Here is a 20,211-nt window from a genome sequence, read left to right as displayed (position 1 = left end):
ACAGACGGGCACACCAAGGGGTGCTGAGGATCGGGGAGTCGGGTGATGGGGCTGGTACTGCGCAGGACTGATCGGCCACACGCGAAGCGCCGGTGGGCGGGCGGAGAGAAGGCGCGTGGTCGCAGGACCGCTACAGCCGCGTTCTCAGCGACCGCGTCGGCGTGCGCGCACAGGCTCCCGGCTCACACGAATGCGAGAAGGAGAGGAAGCGGGAGCCCTCAGGAGGTGGATACGACGATCCCGTGGGGAGGCATCGTGGTGTGGGCGGCCTTGAACCGCCGCTGCCCGGCGCGCGTCATGGGCACGCACCGGCCGCTGCCGGGGACCACTTGCCGGATCAGCGACAACAAAACGCGCTGGAGACGTGCGCCAGATCGATGTGGCGCCGCCGGGTCAGGTCCACGCGCGGGTTCATGGGTCGGGAGTTCAGCAGATGTCCACCAGGTTGGTCAAGAACTTCCCGGACAGGTCTTGCATTGCGGACACGGAGAACTTCTCCGCTTCTTCGGGACACGCCCACGCGGTCTGTCCGCAGCAACGAACGCGAGGGCACGCACACCGGGTCGGGCGTGATCGCCTGTTCCAGGTGCGTGCCCTCGCGGGCCGTCCGATCAGCAGGTCAGTCTGGGCGACCGCGCCGTCGGTGAAGGCGCCCGAGGCGATACCGTACGCGGGCTCCGGCACGGATTCGGGCGTGAGCAGCGCCGAGCGGCGGCCGTCCACGTCCACCGGCACGTCACCGTCGATGGTGACGCGGCGCAGGGTGCGGGTGTGGTCGTCCGAGTCGTCCACGCCGTAGTGCTGGGTGGCGCGGTTGTCCCAGAGCGCGACGTCCCCGACGCGCCACTGCCGGCGGACCGTGTTCTCTGGGCGTTCGATGTGCGACTGGACTCACCGCCACCGCCGAGCCCGGCCTGGGCCGGCGCTTCGCCCTGTCCGTCGACGGGACGGACAGGGCCGTGGCGGAATCGGTCCACCAGCTGATCGGCATGGCGCCGTTCCAGGGCATCAGCGTGGGCGTGGGCCGCAAGTCGCCGGTCTCCTGGCCGCTGTACGAACAGCATGGCGTCTTCCGTTACACCGGCACCCTCCGCTCGGTCACCTACCGCCCGGGCGCCCCGGGACCGGACTCACCGGCGGCCGTGGCCCAGGCCCTGCGTGGCGCGGCGGCGGCGTTCGAGTGAGCGCCGCGATGCCGGTGAGCGCGCGGAGAGTCAGCGCGGAGCGAAGAGCCGTCCCGTGTTCTGCAGGGCGTACCGTGCCACGTTCGTGCCGAGCGTGATCCCCGCCTCGTCGGCCGACCTCGTGTGGATTCCGGAGAAGACCCGGGCGTCGACGTTCTCGTCCGAGAGCTGCTTCCAGGTGGTGTAGGTCCGGGTCACGCCCGGCGCGGTGGGGCTGGTCAGTGCGAACGGGGCGGTACGCGGACCTGCGAGCGCCGACAGGACGGTCTGCGCGGCGCCCGCGTAGGTGTTGTGGCCGCTCGGGTAGTCCGGATGCGCCGGGGTGGTGTGCAGCGGCGTCCAGTCGGCGTCGGGTTTGATGCTGCCGGTGCGGATCGCGGTCACCGGACGCCAGCGTTCATAGGCGTACTTGCTGTCGGAGGTGGCTATCTGCGTGTCCACCAGCGCCACATGGAACAGCGCGACCAACCGCGCCTGCCCGGCGATCCCCTGATGTGTGCGGGAAAGCGCCACACGCAGCGGCTCGGTGTAGAGGGTGAGGGAGGAGCCGAGCCAGAAGGTAGCGGTCTCGGTCTGGCGGGCGCTGCGCACCGTGCTGTCCGCGGCGCCGTACGCACGCACCTCCGCGAGATCGGCGGCATAGCGCTCGGAGTCCAGGGCGGGCGGCGGGGCGAGCCGGAACTGACTCTGCGTCCTGAGCAGGAACGGCTTGGCGAGACGGTTGCCGTACTGGGCCGCCGGCGCGTAGTCGGGTGGCGTCGGCTGCCACACGCCCGGCGCCGCGGGCTTGACGGGATAGGGCGCGTTGACCGCGGCGGGGTCGAGACCGTCGCCCTCCCGCGACTTCAGGACGAGATCGGCCTGCTTCTCCCCCGCCGCGACGCCCCGCTCCTCGGCCGGGCCGTCGGGAATCGCGTCGAGAGTCTCCTTGAACTTCGCGTCGAGCTGCTCCGTTCGGCTCGGGGCCAGCGTCACCAGAGCGCGGTGTACAGCCCCGGCGAGCGCTGCCTCCTGATACGCACCGCGGTCGACACCGGCGGGGACGCTCCGGGTGGCCCGGGCGGCCGCGAGCCAACTGATGGCCCATGTACGGCTGTTGGTGATCTGGGTGGATGCCCCGGCCGTCGCGATGGTCTCGGCTGTGGCGTCGTACCAGGCGAGAGCCGTGGACGTACGGCCGGCAGCCGAGGCCTGCGGAACGGCGACGGAGGCGGTCAGCAGCGCCGCCGCGCCCAGGACGACGAGGGCGGGCCGGGTTCTGGTCGAACTCACGTGTTCTCCTTGGGTTTCGGTGGGGTGAGGGGGCGACGGGGTGCGGCACCCACGCCACGGGTGGTCAGGTCGTCTCCTTGGGGCGGGGGACCACGCCGACGTGGTTCGGCGGCGCGAGTACGGACGGGTGGGGCGGCGTGGCGGCCTGGCGCAGCAGGGACAGCAGCAGGGCGACGGCGAGCAGGCCGGCGCAGACACAGGAGGCCAGCGCGTACCCGGCCCGGGGGTGGCTGCCTCCCGGCGGGCCGGAAGCGGTGTGCAGATACACCGCGGGGACGGCACTGAGGCAGACGGCCGCCGCGATACGCTGGGCCATCTGCAGGATCCCGCCGCCCACTCCCGCGGCCTCTGCCGGAGCGTGCTGGAGCACCTGGGTCTGGTTGGGTGAGACGGTGAGCCCTCCGGCGACGCCGGACATCAGCTGCGTTCCCGCCAGAGCCATGGGCAGCACCGCCGTCGGCACACAGAGCGCGACCGCCGCCCCGGCCAGGGCGGCACCGATGCCCAGCGTCAGACCGACGGTCACCGTGCGCGGTCCGATGCGCCGCACCAGCCGCCAGGCGAGGGCCGAGGAGATGCCCATCCCGACAGCCCCGGGAAGGGTGACCGCCGCCGTGAGCAGAGCGGACAGGCCCAGCCCGTCCTGAAGGAAGACGGTGAGCACGAGGAACGCGGCCAGTGAGGAGCCGAACTGGGCCATGGCGACGGCCGTGCCCAGCATGTACGGCTTCGACGAGGTCAGCGCCGGGTGCACCAGTGGCTGACGGCCCCTTCGCACCCGTAGGCGTTGATGCACGGCGAAGACGGCTGCCAGAGCGCACACCGCAGTTCCCCACAGGAGTGCCTCTGCCCCGCTGCCCGGAGTGCGGATGAAGGGCACCATCAGCGTCAGCGTGCAGCCGCACAGCAGACCGAGGCCGAGGACGTCCAGCCGGGAGTTGCGGGCGGTGCGCCGGGGCGGGGGCAGCCATCTGGCAGCGAGGGTCAGGGTGAGTACCGCGCACGGTGAGCTCAGCAACAGGCAGCACCGCCAGCCCGCCTCGGGGCCGAGTCCGGCGACGAGCGCACCGCCGAGTGGCGGGCCGAGGGCCGTGGCCACGCCGCCGGTGACCGCGTAGAGGCCCAGCGCACGACCGCGGGCCTGACCGTGGAAGACGTCCTGAATGGTGCCGATCACCTGCGAGTTGACGAGCCCGGCCGCGGCACCCTGCACCAGCCGGGCACCGATCAGGGTCCCGGGCCCTCCTCCCGTCGCGGCCGCCACCCCGGCCAGGAGGAAGACCGCCACCCCGGCCAGGAAGAGACACTTGCGCCCGTGCAGGTCACCGAGGCTGCCGCCGGGGACCAGGGCGAGGCCGAAGGCCAGCGAGTACCCGGCCACGATCCACTGGACGTCCGCCCCGGTGGCTCCGATGGACTGGCGCATGCTCGGGACCGCGATGTTCAGGACGGCCTGGTCCAGCAGGGTCGTGGCGCCCGCGGCCATGCACACCAGCAGCACCCGTCGTGCGGCGCGGTCTTCTCCCGGGAGCATCTACGCCTGCCGGGACGGCCGCGGCAGGCCCAGGTGGTCGCGCCGCGTACGACCCGTGCAGTGGGTGCGGAGCAGGCCGCGTCGGCGCAGCTCGGGGACCACGAGCTCGGTGAAGTCGCACGCCGTCACGGCCAGGCCGGCCAGGACTGCGGTGGCGGCGAGCCGGACGACGGTGCTGCGGCGCATGGCGGATCCTGCTCCTTGGATGCGTGAAGTGGGTTTCATACGACGGCTGCCCGCAGACCGGTTTCGAGGTCGGCGATCAGGTCGTCGACGCCCTCGATGCCGACCGACAGCCGCACCAGCCCGGGCGTGACACCGGCCGCGAGCTGCTGGTCCGGGGCGAGTTGGGCGTGAGTGGTGGAGGCCGGGTGGATGACGAGACTGCGTACGTCGCCGATGTTCGCGAGATGGCTGAACAGCCAGACCCCTTCGACGAAACGCCGGCCCGCCTCCAGACCGCCCGCAAGTTCGAACGCGAGGACCGCTCCGGCACCGCGCGGCAGATAGCGCTTGGCCTGCGTCTGCCACGGGCTGGTCGGCAGCCCGGCGTAGTGCACCCGCGTCACCTGCGGCTGCTCCACCAGCCATTCCGCGAGCAACTGGGCGTTGGAGACGTGCCGTTCGATGCGCAGGCTGAGCGTCTCCAGGCCCTGGAGGAGCAGGAAGCTGTTGAAGGGCGAGACGGCCGGTCCCAGATCCCGGACCAGCCGGGTCCGCAGACGCAGTGCGTAGGCGAGGCCGAGGTCGGAGAAGGAGTCCCAGAAGGACAGCCCGTTGTACGTCGGATCCGGGCGGGTCAGCCCGGGCCACCGGTCGGGATCGGCGCCGAAGTCGAAGCGCCCGCTGTCCACGACGACTCCGCCGATGCCGGTGCCGTGGCCGGACAGGAACTTGGTGGTGGAGTGCACGACGATGTCGGCGCCGTACTCGAAGGGCCGCAGCAGGTACGGGGTGAGCACGGTGTTGTCGACGACGAGTGGGACGCCGACCTCGTGGGCGATGCGGGCGACCGCCTCGACGTCGAGGACGTTGCCGCGCGGGTTGCCGATGGTCTCGCCGAAGAAGGCCTTCGTGGTGGGACGTACGGCCGTGTACCACGCGCCCAGGTCGTCCGGGTCGTCGACGAAGGTGACATCGATGCCGAAGTCGGCGAACGTGTGCTCCAGGAGGGTACGGGTACCGCCGTACAGGGACGACGAGGCCACGATGTGATCGCCTGCGCGTGCCAGGTTGAGCAGGGCGAGCGTCGTCGCGGCCTGGCCGCTGGCCACGGCGACTGCGGCCGATCCGCCCTCCAAGGAGGCGATCCTCTCCTCGGCCACGGCGGTGGTCGGGTTCGACAGCCGCGTGTAGGCGTGGGTGGTCAGGTCGGCCAGTTCGAAGGCCGCGGCGGCGTGCGCGGTGTCCCGGAAGACGTAACTGGTGGCTGGGTGGATCGGCACCGCCCGGGCGCCGGTCGTGGGGTCGGGGACGGCACCGGAGTGGACCTGGCGTGTCTCGAAGGCCCAGTCGGTCATCGTCCGGCCTCCGGCTTGGCCAGGACGTCGGACCACCAGCGCTCTGCGACCCGGGGATGTGAGCGGAGCCAGCCGACGACCGCGTTCTCCCCGAAAGCGGCGAGGAGCGGGTTGTCCGGGTCGTCGGTGACCCCTCGACTCAGCGCTGCCAGCTCCTCAGGGAGGTGCAGTGGCTCGACGACCGCGTCCAGACGCGGGCCGAGGAAGAAGGGAATCGAGTAGCGGTGGACGCCCGACCGCGGGCTCACGACCCGGTGCTGAGTGGCCTTCAGATATCCCTGGGTGGCGATCTCCAGCATCTCTCCGATGTTGAACACGAAGGCGTCGGGCACCGGCACCGCGTCGATCCACACCCCGTCCTCGCGCTGCACCTGGAGCCCGCCGACCTCGTCCTGCTGGAGCAGGGCGAGGTAGCCGTAGTCCTTGTGCGCGCCCACCCCTTGGTCGGCGTCCTCGGCGGCGCGCGGAGGATAGTGCACGATCTTCACGTGCACGGCCGCCTCGTCGTCGAACCACTGGTCGAAGTAGCCCTCGTCCTGTCCGAGCGCCGCCGCGAGCGCCCGCAGCACCTCACGGCTCACCCGCAGCGCCTCCGCCTGCCAGCGCAGCACGATGTCCCGCAACTCCGGTAGTGCGGACGGCCATTGATTGGGACCGATCAGACGCAGGTAGTCGGGATCGTCCGGGCCGACATCGAGCGCCGTCCGCTCGGGACCGATGTCGATCTGCTCCCGCCAGTCGGCGCTGCCCGCGGTGTATTCGGTGCCGGTGCGCGTATAGCCCCGGAACTGAGGCGAGTTGAGGTTCTCGATCTCCAGCCGCTGCTCCTCCGGCAGCGCGAAGAAGCGGCGTGCCGCGCTCAGCACCTCCTCCCGCAGTGCTGCGGGGACGCCGTGCCCGGTGACGTAGAAGAAGCCCACCTCGTGCGCGGCGGAGCGGAGTTCGGCGAGGAAGGCGTCACGGTCCGCGTCCGGGGCGTGGAAGCGGGAGATGTCGATGACAGGCAGGGCTGTGGACTGGGCCATGGGGGTTTCCTTCACGGCAGGGCGAACGCGCGCGCCTCACAACTACGCCCGGAGAGCGGCTGGTTGAGGGCAAGAGAAAGCTGCAGGCAGAAAGAGAAGAGCTAGATCGCGAGCCGTCGAACGGCGATCAGCAACAGACCTGGTCGAACTGATCGGCGCGGCGGCTCACCCAGAACGGGTCGAGCAGCACCGTGTGCGCCGGGCCAGTGGTCTCCATGGCCGGATCAAAGCACAACGGGAAAGATGCGTCCACCACGCGTCCCAGCGGATCAGATGCCCCTTGGCCATGGTCGACCTTGACACTCACAGGGGCGGGCGACGTACGTTGAAAGGGAAAGTTCCTGACAGGTGGAGGGTTCGATGCACGTACTGGGCGCGGCACCGCGCGGTGCGTGCACCGGTGCACGGCTCATCACCCGGCGGCATGTCGACTACTGCCGTACCTCCTCCGCCGTCTGTCCTTCCGTACACGCCTGACCCCTGCCGGCCGTCCCGTCGGCTGTCTCGTCGCGGCCCTGTGGCCGCGAGTCCTCGTGTTTCCCGGAAGGAACCCCATTGACCGGCCCCGCCCTGCACCTCGCCGTCGAGATCGACGGCGACGGCGCCCACCCCGCGGCCTGGCGCCGCGCCGCCCACTCCCCCGATCAGCTGCTCACACCGCGCCGCGTGGCCCAGGTCGCCGCCATCGCCGAGAACGCCGGGTTCACCCTGATCACCCTGGATGACGGCGTGCTGCCGCCCGGCGCCTCACCGGATCCGGTGGGCCGTATCGGCGCGGTGGAGCGGGCAGCCTTCGTCGCGGCGTCCACGAGCACCATCGGGATCGCGCCCGTCGTCCCGGTCACGTATGCCGAACCCTTCCATGTCTCCAGCCAGTTGGCGTCCCTGGACCACGTCTCCGCCGGTCGCGCCGGGTGGGTGGTGACGGAGGAGGAACGTCCCGAGGCAGCGCGTGCCTGGGGGCGGCCGCTGATCGCCGACGCCGCCGCGCGGGCCCGGGAGTCCCGGGACGGTGTGGAGGTGGCCCGCGCCCTGTGGGACTCGTGGGAGGACGACGCGGTCATCCGGTCCGTGGCCACCAGCCGCTACCTCGACCGCGAGCGGCTGCACTACATCGACTTCACGGGCGAGACGTATGCCGTCAAGGGCCCGGCGATCGTGCCGCGCCCGCCTCAGGGGCAGCTGGTCGTCCTGGGCCGGCCGGACCGGGTTCCCGCCGCACAGCTCGACGTCGCTCTCGTCGAGGGGCGCGACCTCACGTCGGTCGCCACGGCCGCTGCCGCCGCCGCTACGCCCCGCGTCTTCGCCGAGGTCGAGGTGGCGCTGGACACACCGGACGCCACGGCCGCCGAGCGCGTCGCCGATCTGGAACGGCACACGTCGTGGACCGACCGGGGGTGGCTGCGGCACGTCGGCTCAGCGGACCAACTGGTCGCGCAATTGGCCGAGTTGAGCCGTCACGTCGACGGCGTACGGCTGCATCCGCTGGTGCTGGACGAGGACCTGCCCGTCCTCTCCCGCGTCGTGCTGCCGGCCCTGTCCGAGCGGCGCCTCGTCGCCCGCCCGCTGCCCGGTACGTCCCTGCGCTCGGCCCTGGGTCTGGAGCGCCCCGCCAATCGCTTCGCCGCCGCTGCCGTGGCCGCCCAGGAGGACGCCCGATGACCCGCACCGATCCCCTCGACGTCCCCCGGCCGCACGCCCAGCTGCACTTCGGGGTGTTCTTCCAGGGCGTCAACCACTGGACCATCTGGTCCGCCCCCGAAAGCGGCTCCCAGATCGACCCCGCCTCCTTCCGCCGGGTCGCGCAGACAGCCGAACGGGGCCTGTTCGACGCATTCTTCCTCGGCGAGGGGCTGCGGCTGCGCGAGGTCGACGGCAGGATCCACGATCTCGACGTGGCCGGACGGCCGGACGCCATCACCCAGCTCGCGGCGCTGGCCGCGGTCACCCGCCGGATCGGCCTGGTCTCCACCTCCAACTCCACCTTCAACGAACCCGCCGATCTGGCCCGCCGCCTGTCCGGACTCGATCTGCTCTCCGAAGGCCGCGCCGGCTGGAACGTGGTGACCACGGACAACGCCTGGACCGGCGCCAACTTCCGCCGCGGCGGCTACCTGGACCACGCCGACCGCTACCGCCGCGCCGAGGAGTTCCTCACCGTGGCCCGCGCCTTGTGGGACGGCTGGGAAGACGGAGCAATCGCCGACTCCGCGCTTGCACGGGAATGGTCGGTGCCCGGTGCCGTACGACGAGTACACCACCGCGGACCGCAGTTCGACGTCGACCTCGCCCCCACCCTGCCGCGCAGCGCCCAGGGCCACCCCGTGATCTTCCAGGCCGGGGACTCCGGCGAGGGGCGCGACTTCGCCGCCCGCAACGCCGACGTCATCTTCTCCGCGCACGGCAACGACTTCGACGACGCACTGGCCTTCGCCGACGACATCCGCAACCGCCTGCGCGCCGTCGGCCGACCCGACGACGACCTGCGGATCCTGCCCGGCACCGAGATCATCCTCGGCGCCACCGAGGAGGAGGCCCAGGAGAAGAAGCACTGGATCCGGCTCCAACAGGTCACGCCGGCCACGGCGTTGGGGATCGCCGGGCTGCTGTGGGGCATCGACCTCTCGGACCGCGACGCCGACGGGCCACTGCCGAAGGAGGATCCGGTCGTCACCGAGAACGACGGCTCTTTCGGCGCCCGGCGCATCGCCGATCCGCGCGCGGTCGTGGCCGAATGGCGGGCGAAGGCGGAGGCGCACGGCTGGTCGCTGCGCGAGACCGTCATCGCGCTCGGCCCGCAGCGCGGGCACGTCGGCACTCCGTCCGGCCTGGCCGACAAGTTCGCCCACTTCGTTCGGCACGGCGCCATCGACGGCTTCAACGTCACGCCGTACCTCATCCCCGACGGCCTCGACGACATCGTCGACCTGCTCGTCCCGGAACTGCAGGAACGCGGGATCTACCGCACCGAGTACACCGGTACGACGCTCCGCGACCACCTCGGTCTGCGCGAACCCCTCACGCACCGGTCCGCGCGGGACCGACGGCAGGCGGGCTGAGCACCGGGATGGCCCTTCCGCTCAGGACTGAGTACACATGACTGACAAGAAGCTGTCACACACAGACCGGAATGCGGGTTCGACCGACGCCCGTTCTGACTGACATGACTGTTGGAGTAGCGCTCAACGCGTCCGACGCGCCGAACCAGGTCGACGCCACCGTGCAACTGGCCCAGGAGGCCGCGGGCGCCGGTCTGCGGTCGGCCTGGTTCGGGCAGACCTTCGGCGCGGACTCACCTCAGCTCGCGGCGATCGTCGGGCGGGAAGTGCCCGGACTGCAGGTCGGCACCTCCGCGATCCCCGTCTTCGGCCGCCACCCGCTGCTGGTCTCCAGCCAGGCCCAGACCGCTCAGGCCGCGACCCACGGCCGCTACCACCTCGGCCTGGCGCTGGGCACGAAACTGCTGACGGAGACCGGCTTCGGCCTGCCCTTCGAACGCCCCATCGCGCGGCTGCGTGAATTCCTCACCGCACTGCGGCAGTTGACCGAGACCGGCACGGCCGACTTCCACGGTGAGCTGCTCACCGCGACCACCCCGGTCCCGGCGCGGGTACCGGGTGCCGAGAGCGGTGTCCCCCTGCTGGTCGCCGCGATGGGGCCGCAGGCGCTGCGGGTCAGCGGTGAGCTGGCGGACGGGATCCTGCCCTACCTGGCGGGACCGCGCGCCCTGGCGGACCACATCGTGCCCGCCCTGACCGCCGCGGCCGAGGCCGCCGGCCGCCCCGCGCCCAGGATCGTGGCCCTGGTGCCCGGCGTGGTCACCGACGACGTGGACGCGGTGCGGGCCAAAGCCACCGAGAACCTCGCGTTCTACGAACAGATCCCGTCCTACGCCCGGGTCATCGAGCTCTCCGGCGGCCGGCGGGCCGCCGACCTGGCCGTGATCGGCGACGAGAAGACCGTCGAGGCCGAGGTACGCCGTTACCGCGACGCCGGCGCCACCGAGGTCGTGTTCTCGGGCACCGAGATCGCGGGAGAAGCCGACCGCCGACGCACCTGGCGTCTCCTCGGCGAACTGGCCCGCTGAACACGCCGGTCGAACCGACGGCCCGACCGGCCCCCCTGCACCCCCGTGACGAAGGAGAACCCATGACCACCGAGGCCACCGCAACGGACCTCCAGGCCTTCACCGAGAACTGGCTGGAGTGGTACCGCGCCCAGGAGGCCCGGCTCGCCGACCCGCACGGGTTCCTGGCGATCACCGGCCTGCACTGGCTCGACGACCGGCCCCAGCGCTTCCCGGACGCGCCCGGTGCGTGGCGCACCGGCCCCGACGGGGTCGTCGTAGACCTCGACGACGGCGAGGAACTGATCGTCGACGGAACGCCGGTCCACGGTGAACACCGCTTCGGCGTGCTTCCCGAACGCGGTGGCGTCGACGCGGTCTGGGGAGACGCCGTCATCGAGGTCGCCAAGCGCGGCGGCAACGACATCGTGCGCCCCCGGCACCCGGACGCGCCGCTGCGCACGGCCTTCACCGGAACGCCCGCCTACGCCCCCGACCCGCGCTGGGCCGTGACGGGCCGCTACATCCCCTTCGACACGCCGCGGCCGACCACCGTGGGCGCCGCGGTCGAGGGCCTTGAGCATGTGTACGACGCTCCGGGCAGGGTCGAGTTCGAGCTGGACGGGCGCCCGCTGTCGCTGACCGCGTTCCCCGGCCATGGCGCGGGCCGACTGATGGTGCTGTTCACCGACGAGACCTCCGGGGTCACCACCTACGCCGCCAACCGCTCCCTGTCCCTGGAGCCGCCCGCCGCCGACGGCACGGTCGCCCTGGACTTCAACCGCGCCGCGAACCTGCCGTGCGCCTACACGGACCTGGCCACCTGCCCGCTGCCCCCGGCCGAGAACCGACTGCCGGTGGCGATCGAGGCCGGCCAGAAGATCCCCCGCGAGCGCGGCGGTTCCTGAGCCGCGCTTGGCCGTTGACCAACGGAAAGATCTCTCCGTACGATCACAAGTGGCATTGAGTGTCAGCGTCAAGCCCTGGCTCGCTGACCGGCAACCCTCCCCCGCGGTGGGGTGCTCCAGGTGAAAGCCCGGCAGGATCACCGACGATCCCGCAAGCGCGTGGCCCCGTGACCGGGGCCGGAAGTGTGGAGGACCGGCATGCGCCACGGTGGTGACCTCAGCGCCCGCTTCGTCGGCGCCACCGTGTTCTCCCGGCTCTCTCGTCGGCGCCACATCGACCTCAAGCGCTCGACCAGCTGTCTCTGTCAGGCCTGACGGGCCTTCCCACCGCTGGTCGCAGTCCGGCACCAGTTCTCGCCGCATCCGTCTGCGCCTGATCCTCGTTTCCCCCTGATCCCTGTCTGCACAGCGCTCCCGGCGTCGGCATCGCGCCGAACGGGGCCGCACGCCCACGCACGGCCATGTCTCGCACAGCCACCGTGCCTGGTGACACGAGTAGGAGAAGCCCTCCGTGATTGCACTTCCCCATGTCAGAACTTCTCGGTTGGCGGCGCTGACCGCCCTTGTCACCACCAGTGTTCTGCTGACCGCCTGCGGCTCCAGCGGCGGCGATTCCGGCAGCGGCACCGGGCAGCCCGAGTCCGGCGGCACCCTGACCTTCGCGGTGGGCTCGGACGCCGGCTGCGTGGATCCGCAGCAGGTCGCCAGCAACGAGACCATCTATTCGGTGCGCCAGATCGTAGACTCGCTGACGGACCAGGACCCCAAGACCGGCAAGATCGTGCCGTGGCTGGCGAAGAGCTGGGACATCAGCTCCGACGCCACGACGTTCACCTTCCGTCTGCGCTCGGGTGTCACCTTCAGCGACGGGTCGAAGCTGACCGCGCAGGTGGTCAAGGACAACTTCGACGCGGTGCCGAAGCTCGGCGCCCTGGGAACCCTGGCCGAGGGCTATCTGAGCGGCGTCAAGAGCACCACCGTGATCGACCCGCTCACCGTCAAGGTGACCTTCAACCAGCCCAACACCCAGTTCTTGCAGGCCACTTCCACGCACTCACTCGGCATCGAGTCGTCGGCGAGCGTGAAGAAGACCCCGCAGCAGAAGTGCAGTGAGGGCGTGATCGGTTCCGGGCCCTTCGTACTGAAGCAGTACGTGCAGAACCAGTCGCTCACCCTCGCCAAGCGCACCGGATACGCCTGGGGTTCCTCGCTGTGGACCAAGAAGGGCGAGGCGTACCTGGACAAGCTGGTGTTCAAGGTCGTACCGGAGGCGGGTGTACGGGCGGGCAGTCTCCAGTCCGGCCAGGTGGACGCGATCAGCAGCGTCGGCAAGGCCAACGAGGCGGCGCTCAAGGGCGGCCAGGTCACCCTCCAGCGACGGGCCAACCCCGGCGTCGTGTTCGGCCTCGGCCTCAACAACTCACGGCCGTCCCTGAAGGACGCGCGAGTGCGCCGGGCGATCCTGTACGCCACCGACCGGCAGCAGATCGCAGACACCGTGTTCCCGACCGGCACCCAGGCGGCCACCAGCGTCCTCGCGCACACCACGCCCGACTACACCAGCCTCGCCTCGGGCCTGACGTCCGACGCGGCCAAGGCCAAGTCCCTGCTGAACGCGGCCGGTTGGGAGACCGGAAGTGACGGCATCCGCACCAAGGACGGCAAGAAGCTCAGCCTGACCATCGACTGGATCCCCAACGCCGCCACCAACCAGCCCGCGTTGGAGCTGATCCAGCAGCAGCTCAAGGCCGTCGGCGTCCAGGTGTCCCTCAAGCAGCTCCAGGTCACCCAGCTCGCGCCGACGCTGCAGTCGGGCGACTACGACGCGGCCTGGGGGAACGTCACCCGGGCCGACCCGGACATCCTGCGCAGTTCCTTCTCCACGAAGCTGGCCAACTTCTACCGCGTGCCGACGAGCAGCCTGGACACGGCCCTGGCCGCGCAGGCCGCGACCACGGACACCGCCAAGCGCAAGCAACTGATCGGCCAGGCACAGCAGTTGATCGTGCAGAACGCCTACTACGTGCCGGTCGTGGAGCTCCAGACCCAACTGGGTGTGTCGAAGAAGGTGCACGACCTGAACTTCGACGCCTCCAGCCGGCTCCAGCTGCACGACACCTGGATCGGCTAGCGCATGCGCCGCTACGTGATCAAACGGCTCGCGCAGGCGGTAGGCGTGCTGTGGGCGGCGTACACGGTCTCGTTCCTGGTGCTGGACTATCTGCCGGGCGACCCGGTCACGGCGATGGCCAGTGCCGGGATGGACTCGGGGCAGGTCGACCCGAAGCAGATCGCCGCCCTACGGCACGAGTACGGCTTCGACAAGCCGGTGCTGGTGCAGTACGCCGACTATCTGGGACGGGCGGTGCGCGGGGACTTCGGCGACTCGGTGTCCACCGGTCGCCCGGTCACCTCGACGCTGGCCGACGCGCTGCCGCAGACCCTCCAACTGACCAGTGCCGCCCTGCTGTTGGCGGTGCTGCTCGGCGGTGGTCTGGCGGTGCTGGCGACCTACACCACCCGGCGCTGGCTGCGGCAGCTGCTGCTGTCGTTGCCGCCGCTGGGGGTGTCCGTTCCGACGTTCTGGGTGGGGCTGCTGCTCGTCGAGACGTTCTCCTTCCGGCTGCACTGGTTCCCCGCGTTCGGCAACGACGGCCTGAAGGGGCTGGTCCTGCCGGCCCTGACGCTGGCGGTCCCGACCGGCGCGCAGGTCGCCCAGGTGCTCGCCAAGAGCCTGCTCACCGCGCTGGACCAGGCGTATGTGGAGACCGCGCGGGCGAAGGGCGCCGGCCGTTGGCGGGTGCATCTGCGGCACGCGCTGCGCAACGCGTCCCTGCCGGCGCTGACGGTCGTCGGCCTGCTGGTCGGGCAGCTGATCGCCGGTTCGGTGGTCGTCGAGACGGTGTTCTCCCGCGACGGCCTCGGGCGCGTGACCGCGGCGGCGGTCACCGCCCAGGACATCCCGGTGGTCCAGGGGGTGGTGGCCTTCGGGGCGCTGATCTTCGTGACGACGAACCTGGTCATCGACCTGGTCTATCCGCTCCTGGATCCGCGGATCGTGGTGGCCTCGGGCAGAAGGGCGGCACTCGCATGAGCCAGAGCCTTGTCGACGACCCGGCCGAGACGGCGCTGGGACCGGCCCGCCCGGTCGAGGCGGGGTCGGGGCCGGAGCCGGGACGCCGCGTGGATGTACGGCGGCTGCTGCGCTTCGTGGTGCGCCGCCCGGGTCTGCTGCTGTCGGTGGTCGTCCTCGTGCTGGTGGTGCTGGCCTCGTTCTGGCCCGACTTGTTCGCCTCGCAGGACCCGTTGAGGGGCGTGCCGTCGCAGAACTTCCGCGGCCCGAGCGGAAGTCACTGGTTCGGCACGGACGAGCTGGGCCGCGATGTGTTCTCGCGGGTCGTCCATGGCGCCCAGCTGTCCCTGAAGGCCACGCTGATCGCGGTGCTGGTGGCGTTCGTGGTCGGCGGGTTGCTCGGGGTGGTCGCCGGGTTCGTGGGCCGCTGGGTGGACGACGTGCTGATGCGCTTCGTCGACGTACTGCTGTCCATCCCCGCGCTGTTCATGTCCCTGGCCCTGGTCACCGCGCTGGGCTACGGCACGGTGAAGGTGGCGGTCGCGGTCGGCATCGCCAGCGTCGCCGCGTTCGCCCGGGTGGCGCGCGCGGAGGTACTGCGCGTGCGGCAGGCGGTGTTCGTGGAGGCGTCGCGCGCGAGCGGGGCCCGCTGGTACTCGGTGCTCAGCCGACACGTGCTGCCCAATGCCGCAGGCCCGGTGATCGTCCTGGCCACCCTCGACTTCGGCTCCTCCATCCTGGCCGTGTCGGCGCTGAGCTTCCTCGGCTACGGCGCTCCCCCGCCGGCCCCGGAGTGGGGCACGTTGATCTCCGACGGCCGCAACTACCTCGCCAACGCCTGGTGGCTGACCGCACTGCCCGGTCTGGCGATCGCCGCGACCGTGCTGGCCACCAACCGCATCGCCCGGGCGCTGGACGGCGAATGGTCCCGGCAGCGATGACAGACGAACGTGAGAACGGTGACGACGTGACCACACCCCTGCTGGAGCTACGCGGCCTGTCGGTGTCGTACCGCACCCGGGGCGGCACGATCCCGGCGGTCCGGGGCGTCGACCTCGACGTATGGCCGGGACAGGTGACGGCGGTGGTCGGCGAGTCCGGCTCCGGCAAGAGCACGACCGCGCACGCCATCACCCGGCTCCTGCCGGCGAACGGCCGTATCGACGCGGGCACGGTCCGCTTCGGCCGGCACGATCTCGCCACCCTCTCCGAAGCCGAACTGCGCACCGTACGCGGAGCACGGATCGGACTGGTCCCCCAGGACCCGACCGTCTCCCTCAACCCGGTCAAGCGGATCGGCGACCAGGTCGCCGAGGTGCTGCGCATCCACGGTCTGGCGACCCGCCGCTCGGCTCCCGCCGAGGCGGTCGCCGTGCTGGACCGGGCCGGGCTGCCCGACGCGGCCGTCCGGGCCCGGCAGTATCCGCACGAACTGTCCGGCGGCATGCGGCAACGCGCCCTGATCGCCATCGCCATCGCCGCCCAGCCCGAGCTGATCATCGCCGACGAGCCCACCAGCGCGCTCGACGTCACCGTGCAGCGGGTCATCCTCGACCATCTCCAGCGCCTCACCGAGGAGTCGGGCACCGCGGTCCTGCTCGTGACCCACGACCTCGGGGTCGCCGCCGACCGGGCACAGCGGCTGGTGGTGATGTCCCAGGGCAAGGTCGTCGAGGCGGGCCCCACCCGTGACATCCTGGCCGACCCGCAGGACGACTACACCCGGCACCTGCTGGCCAGTGCCCCGAGCCTGACCACCGCCCGGCCCCGCACCCCGGTCTCCATCCCCGACGCGCAGACGGCGCCCCTGGTCGAAGTGCGCAACCTGGTCAAGGAGTTCAGGCTGCCCCGCACCGGGGACGGGCCCCGCACCCTGCGCGCCGTCGACGACGTCAGCCTCACCCTCCACCGGGGCCAGACCTTCGCCCTGGTCGGCGAGTCGGGCTCGGGCAAGTCCACCACCGCCCGCCTGGTGCTCCGCCTTGCCGACGCGACCGCGGGGCAGATCCTCTTCGACGGCACCGACGTCACCACCGCGCGTGGCGCCCAGACCAGGCAGCTGCGCCGCCGCGCCCAACTCGTCTACCAGAACCCGTACGCCTCCCTCGACCCCCGCTTCTCCATAGCCGAGGTGATCACCGAACCACTCCGGGCCTTCAAGGTCGGCGACCGCGCCTCCCGGCTCGCCCGCGCCCGCGAACTGCTCGACCGGGTGGCGCTTCCCTCCGCCACGCTGGAACGGCGTCCGGCGGAGCTGTCCGGCGGGCAGCGTCAGCGGGTGGCGATCGCCCGCGCCCTCGCCCTCTCCCCCGACCTGGTGGTGTGCGACGAGCCGGTCTCCGCGCTGGACGTGTCCGTGCAGGCCCAGGTCCTGGACCTGCTGGCCGAGTTGCAGGCCGACACAGGGGTGGCCTACCTCTTCATCTCGCACGACCTGGCCGTCGTACGGCAGATCGCGCACCAGGTCGCCGTCATGCGGACCGGCCGCGTCGTCGAGACAGGCCCGCCGGAGGAACTGTTCACCCACCCTCGCCACGAGTACACCCGCGAACTGCTCGCGGCGATCCCCGGCGGCCGTGTCCCCTCCCTCACCCCCGAGACCACCACGAGCCGAGGACCAGCGTCATGAGCACTCCCACCATCACCTCGTTGGCCTTCCTCACCCCGGGCAACTTCGCCGACGACGACCCCTATACCGGCCTGGAGGAGACCCTCCAGCTGTTCGAATACGGCGAACGGCTCGGCTACGACGGGGCCTGGATCCGCCAGCGCCACCTCGAGCACGGCGTCGGCTCCGCCGCGGTGTTCCTCGCCGCGGCCGGCCAGCGCACCGAGCGGGTCGAGCTGGGGACCGCGGTCATCCCCATCGGGTACGAGAGCCCGTTCCGCCTGGCCGAGGACCTCGCGCTGGCCGACGTACTGTCCCGCGGCCGCCTCCAGGTCGGCTTCAGCACCGGCATGCCGCACGCCGAACTGCTCGGCGACCTGGTGTACGACGGGGACTGGCGCGGCTTCGACCTGTCGTACGGCAGGATCGCCCGCCTCGTCGACAACCTGCGCGGCGACTACCTCGGCGGCCCGGACACGGTGATCCACTCGCCCGGCAACATCCAGCGGCCGCGGCTGCAGCCGCACAACCCCGGTCTGGTGGAGCGGATCTGGTATGGCGGAGGCAGCCTGCGCTCGGTGCGCTGGGCCGCCGAGAACGGCCTGAACCTGCTGTCCGGGAACATCGTCAGCAGTGAGGACACCACCGACTTCACCACGGCCCAGCTGAACCTGCTCGCCGAGTACCGGCGGGCCCTGGGCGGCGTCCGGTCGGCACCACGGGTGGCCCTGGGGCGGGTGATCGTGCCGTACGACAGCGCCGACGCGGCCACCCGGGCCCGCTACCGGGAGTACGCGGCGAGCCGGCACGAGCGCACCCTGGCACCGCGGGCCTTCGGCCCCAAGCAGATCCTCTTCGCCCCGGACGTGGTGGGCACCGCCGAGCAGATCCTCGAGCAACTGGCCGCCGATCCCGTCCTCGCGCAGGTGTCGGAGCTGCGCCTGGAGCTGCCGTACGAGTTCCATCGCGAGGAGTACGAACAGATCCTGCACGACGTACGGCACCTGATCGCCCCCGAGCTGGGCTGGCGCCCCGCTTCCCCGGCGTTTCCGGAGACGGGCCGGTGAGTCCTGTTCCGGAGCCCCCGGTCCGACTGGAGATGCACGCCCGCGAGCCGTTCGCCAAGGCCCACCGCTTCCACGGCGCCGGGGCGTACGAGACGCTCACCACCACCGCCCACTACGCCGTGGATCCGACGGCGCCAAAACTGGTAATGCCAGCCGGTTGAGCCGCCACAACCGGTCACGGCGTCTACTCGGCAGGGCGGGTCCGCCGACAACCGCAGCCCGACACCTGCACCGCGGCGGTCGTAGAAGCGCAGCGCCCGGCCCTGGGCATGCCATACCTCAACAGCCATGGCGTCAGCGGCCTGCCACTCATGCACGACGACATCGCCGGCAACGCACTTCGAAGTCATGAACAGCCCTCACCTCTCCCTCCTCCGACAGGAGGCCCAGGCAGGGGCGAGCCCACCCGTTCACGGCCGGTGACGCCCCGCCGACTTAGGATGCACCATCGGTGCTCAGCCTCAGCCAGAGCAGGCCGACAAGGAGACACCTCGTACATGTACTTCCGAGTGCACAAGAATCCGAGATGTCTGCCACAGAGCCACACTGGATCACATTTGGCATCCAGAATGCCCGGATATGCCGCATGGACGGCAGACAGAAACGACGATACCTACACCCCAGATTCGCCCCGGATTCGACCCCAAGAGTCTGTTTAGGCAGTAAACATGGCCTCTGACCTGCGAATATGAAGAGCGGCAGACGAGTCGGGCTGTACGCCGGGTTCTGTTCCGAGGGGTCCTCGCGGGCCCCTCGGCGACGGCCATCCATCTAGGACCGGCGTTGCCGCCGGCCTCGTGCGGTCTACCCGCGGACTCGGGCGGGCAGCCCTCGAACGTCCGCGCAGGAACGCCCCTTCTTCCGAAAAGGCGGTCCCTTTTGACCTTGCTCCGGGTGGGGTTTACCTAGCTGCCCAGGTCACCCTGGGCACTGGTGGTCTCTTACACCACCGTTTCACCCTTACCCAGCGCCTGAGCGCCGGGCGGTTTGCTTTCTGTGGCACTGTCCCGCGGGTCACCCCGGGTGGCCGTTAGCCACCACCCTGCCCTGTGGAGCCCGGACGTTCCTCGGGGAGGTCCACAAGGACCCCCACGCGGCCGTCCGCCCGGCTCGTCTGCCGTGTCGACCATGGTACCGGGCGTCCGCCGCGCCTCGGTCCGGCGGCCGGTCCCGCCGTCGCGAGCACCGAGCCCGCCAGGATCAGGGCGAAGGAGGCGAGGATCCCGGCCGTGAGGCGTTCGTTCAGGAAGAGCGCTCCGGCAGCGACCGCGACCGCCGGATTGACGTACGTGATGACCGTCGCCCGGGTCGGGCCCGCCTCCTTGATCAGTTCCAGGAAGGCCACGAAGGCCACGGCCGTGCAGATCACGCCCAGACCGGCCAGCGCGGCCAGGACCTGCGCGGACGGCAGGGCGGACGGCCAGGTGGCCGCGGCCGCCGGGGCGTAGACCAGTGCCGCGAGGGTCAGACAAGGCGCCGTGAGCTGGAGGGAGGGGACCTCCTTGAGATGCCGGGCGGCTATCAGCGGCGCGGTGGCGTAGCCGAGGACCGTCAGCAGCACCTCCGCCAGCGAACGCGCGTCGCCGCCGGTCAGATGCGGGACCGTGAGGACCCCCACCCCGCCGAGGCCCAGCGCGAGCCCGGCCACCCGACGGACGCCCAGCCGCTCCGTGTCGCCGAAGAACCGGGCCAGCACCACCCCGACGATCGGCACGCCCGCGATCAGGAGTCCGGCCGTGGAGCTGGACAGATGTCGCTCGGCGTCGGTCAGCGTGAACCAGGGGCCGATGATCTCGATGCACGCGAAGGCCAGCATGGGCCGCCAGTGCGCCCGTACGGTCAGGGACAGGCCCCCTTGCCGTATCGCGAACGGCAGCAGGAGCGCGGCGCCCAGCGCACAGCGCGTGAACACCACCATGGACGGGGACACGGCGTCCACCGCCACCTTGATCAT

General features: G+C 71.1%; 16 protein-coding genes, 1 other RNA gene, 3 pseudogenes and 1 riboswitch. Of the genes and pseudogenes, 12 read left to right on the top strand and 8 right to left on the bottom strand.

Annotated features, from left to right (window positions below):
* Positions 1-627: 627 nt before the first annotated feature.
* A pseudogene (locus ABT186_RS20505) lies at positions 628-888 on the bottom strand (TauD/TfdA dioxygenase family protein); the annotation flags it as partial.
* Between ABT186_RS20505 and ABT186_RS20500 the strand changes: the two are divergent.
* Positions 855-1,184: pseudogene (locus ABT186_RS20500) on the top strand (arylsulfatase); the annotation flags it as partial. The pseudogenes ABT186_RS20505 and ABT186_RS20500 overlap by 34 nt on opposite strands.
* A 30-nt stretch (positions 1,185-1,214) precedes the next feature.
* Here the strand turns inward: ABT186_RS20500 and ABT186_RS20495 are convergent.
* The 5 genes from ABT186_RS20495 to ABT186_RS20475 form a co-directional block, all read right to left on the bottom strand.
* A complete protein-coding gene (locus ABT186_RS20495) occupies positions 1,215-2,456 on the bottom strand; it encodes a vanadium-dependent haloperoxidase (RefSeq protein ID WP_351224991.1) in 1,242 nt (413 codons plus the stop codon).
* A 64-nt stretch (positions 2,457-2,520) separates the two neighbouring features.
* Positions 2,521-3,990, bottom strand: coding sequence for an MFS transporter (locus ABT186_RS20490; protein ID WP_351926166.1), 1,470 nt, complete (start codon positions 3,988-3,990; stop codon positions 2,521-2,523).
* The gene (locus tag ABT186_RS20485; protein ID WP_351926164.1) at positions 3,991-4,176 is read right to left on the bottom strand and encodes a hypothetical protein; all 186 of its coding nucleotides are present in this window, start codon (positions 4,174-4,176) and stop codon (positions 3,991-3,993) included. It lies immediately after the preceding gene.
* A gap of 35 nt (positions 4,177-4,211) precedes the next feature.
* Positions 4,212-5,510: an O-acetylhomoserine aminocarboxypropyltransferase/cysteine synthase family protein gene (locus ABT186_RS20480; protein WP_351926162.1), complete on the bottom strand. Its 1,299-nt coding sequence runs from the start codon at positions 5,508-5,510 to the stop codon at positions 4,212-4,214.
* Positions 5,507-6,535, bottom strand: coding sequence for an isopenicillin N synthase family dioxygenase (locus ABT186_RS20475; RefSeq protein ID WP_351224983.1), 1,029 nt, complete (start codon positions 6,533-6,535; stop codon positions 5,507-5,509). Before ABT186_RS20475 ends, ABT186_RS20480 begins: the two co-directional genes overlap by 4 nt.
* Before the next feature lie 555 nt (positions 6,536-7,090).
* On the opposite strand from ABT186_RS20475, the gene ABT186_RS20470 reads away from it, so the two are divergent.
* The 11 genes from ABT186_RS20470 to ABT186_RS20420 all read left to right on the top strand — a co-directional run bounded on the left by ABT186_RS20470 (position 7,091) and on the right by ABT186_RS20420 (position 18,418).
* Positions 7,091-8,197, top strand: a complete 1,107-nt coding sequence (locus tag ABT186_RS20470) for an LLM class flavin-dependent oxidoreductase (protein WP_351926160.1) — start codon at positions 7,091-7,093, stop codon at positions 8,195-8,197.
* Positions 8,194-9,594: an NtaA/DmoA family FMN-dependent monooxygenase gene (locus tag ABT186_RS20465; RefSeq protein WP_351224979.1), complete on the top strand. Its 1,401-nt coding sequence runs from the start codon at positions 8,194-8,196 to the stop codon at positions 9,592-9,594. Before ABT186_RS20470 ends, ABT186_RS20465 begins: the two co-directional genes overlap by 4 nt.
* A gap of 104 nt (positions 9,595-9,698) precedes the next feature.
* On the top strand, positions 9,699-10,622 hold the full coding sequence (locus ABT186_RS20460) for an LLM class F420-dependent oxidoreductase (protein ID WP_351224977.1): 924 nt from the start codon (positions 9,699-9,701) through the stop codon (positions 10,620-10,622).
* A 62-nt stretch (positions 10,623-10,684) separates the two neighbouring features.
* A complete protein-coding gene (locus ABT186_RS20455) occupies positions 10,685-11,509 on the top strand; it encodes a DUF1684 domain-containing protein (RefSeq protein WP_351224975.1) in 825 nt (274 codons plus the stop codon).
* Between the two features lie 51 nt (positions 11,510-11,560).
* Positions 11,561-11,673, top strand: a riboswitch (SAM riboswitch).
* Positions 11,674-11,707: 34 nt separating this feature from the next.
* On the top strand, positions 11,708-11,824 hold the full coding sequence (locus ABT186_RS20450) for a putative leader peptide (RefSeq protein WP_351224973.1): 117 nt from the start codon (positions 11,708-11,710) through the stop codon (positions 11,822-11,824).
* Positions 11,825-12,020: 196 nt separating this feature from the next.
* On the top strand, positions 12,021-13,640 hold the full coding sequence (locus tag ABT186_RS20445) for an ABC transporter substrate-binding protein (protein ID WP_351926158.1): 1,620 nt from the start codon (positions 12,021-12,023) through the stop codon (positions 13,638-13,640).
* 3 nt (positions 13,641-13,643) lie between these two features.
* Positions 13,644-14,603 (top strand): ABC transporter permease, encoded by a 960-nt coding sequence (locus ABT186_RS20440; protein WP_351926157.1) that lies wholly within the window; start codon positions 13,644-13,646, stop codon positions 14,601-14,603.
* Positions 14,600-15,523, top strand: a complete 924-nt coding sequence (locus tag ABT186_RS20435) for an ABC transporter permease (RefSeq protein WP_351224967.1) — start codon at positions 14,600-14,602, stop codon at positions 15,521-15,523. The genes ABT186_RS20440 and ABT186_RS20435 overlap by 4 nt, the downstream gene beginning before the upstream one ends.
* Complete coding sequence (locus ABT186_RS20430; protein WP_502973257.1) at positions 15,505-17,211, top strand: dipeptide ABC transporter ATP-binding protein; 1,707 nt, start codon at positions 15,505-15,507, stop codon at positions 17,209-17,211. Before ABT186_RS20435 ends, ABT186_RS20430 begins: the two co-directional genes overlap by 19 nt.
* Positions 17,208-18,257, top strand: coding sequence for an LLM class flavin-dependent oxidoreductase (locus tag ABT186_RS20425; RefSeq protein WP_351926155.1), 1,050 nt, complete (start codon positions 17,208-17,210; stop codon positions 18,255-18,257). Before ABT186_RS20430 ends, ABT186_RS20425 begins: the two co-directional genes overlap by 4 nt.
* Positions 18,254-18,418 (top strand): hypothetical protein, encoded by a 165-nt coding sequence (locus ABT186_RS20420; RefSeq protein ID WP_351224961.1) that lies wholly within the window; start codon positions 18,254-18,256, stop codon positions 18,416-18,418. Before ABT186_RS20425 ends, ABT186_RS20420 begins: the two co-directional genes overlap by 4 nt.
* A 538-nt stretch (positions 18,419-18,956) precedes the next feature.
* Here the strand turns inward: ABT186_RS20420 and rnpB are convergent.
* An RNA gene (gene rnpB, locus ABT186_RS20415) (RNase P RNA component class A) lies at positions 18,957-19,370 on the bottom strand.
* A 124-nt stretch (positions 19,371-19,494) separates the two neighbouring features.
* Positions 19,495-20,211 (bottom strand): annotated as a pseudogene (locus ABT186_RS20410) (DMT family transporter); the annotation flags it as partial.

The organism is Streptomyces sp. NPDC001634 (genome assembly GCF_040298185.1).
Lineage (GTDB): Bacteria > Actinomycetota > Actinomycetes > Streptomycetales > Streptomycetaceae > Streptomyces.
This window is presented reverse-complemented; position numbering and strand designations above follow the sequence as displayed.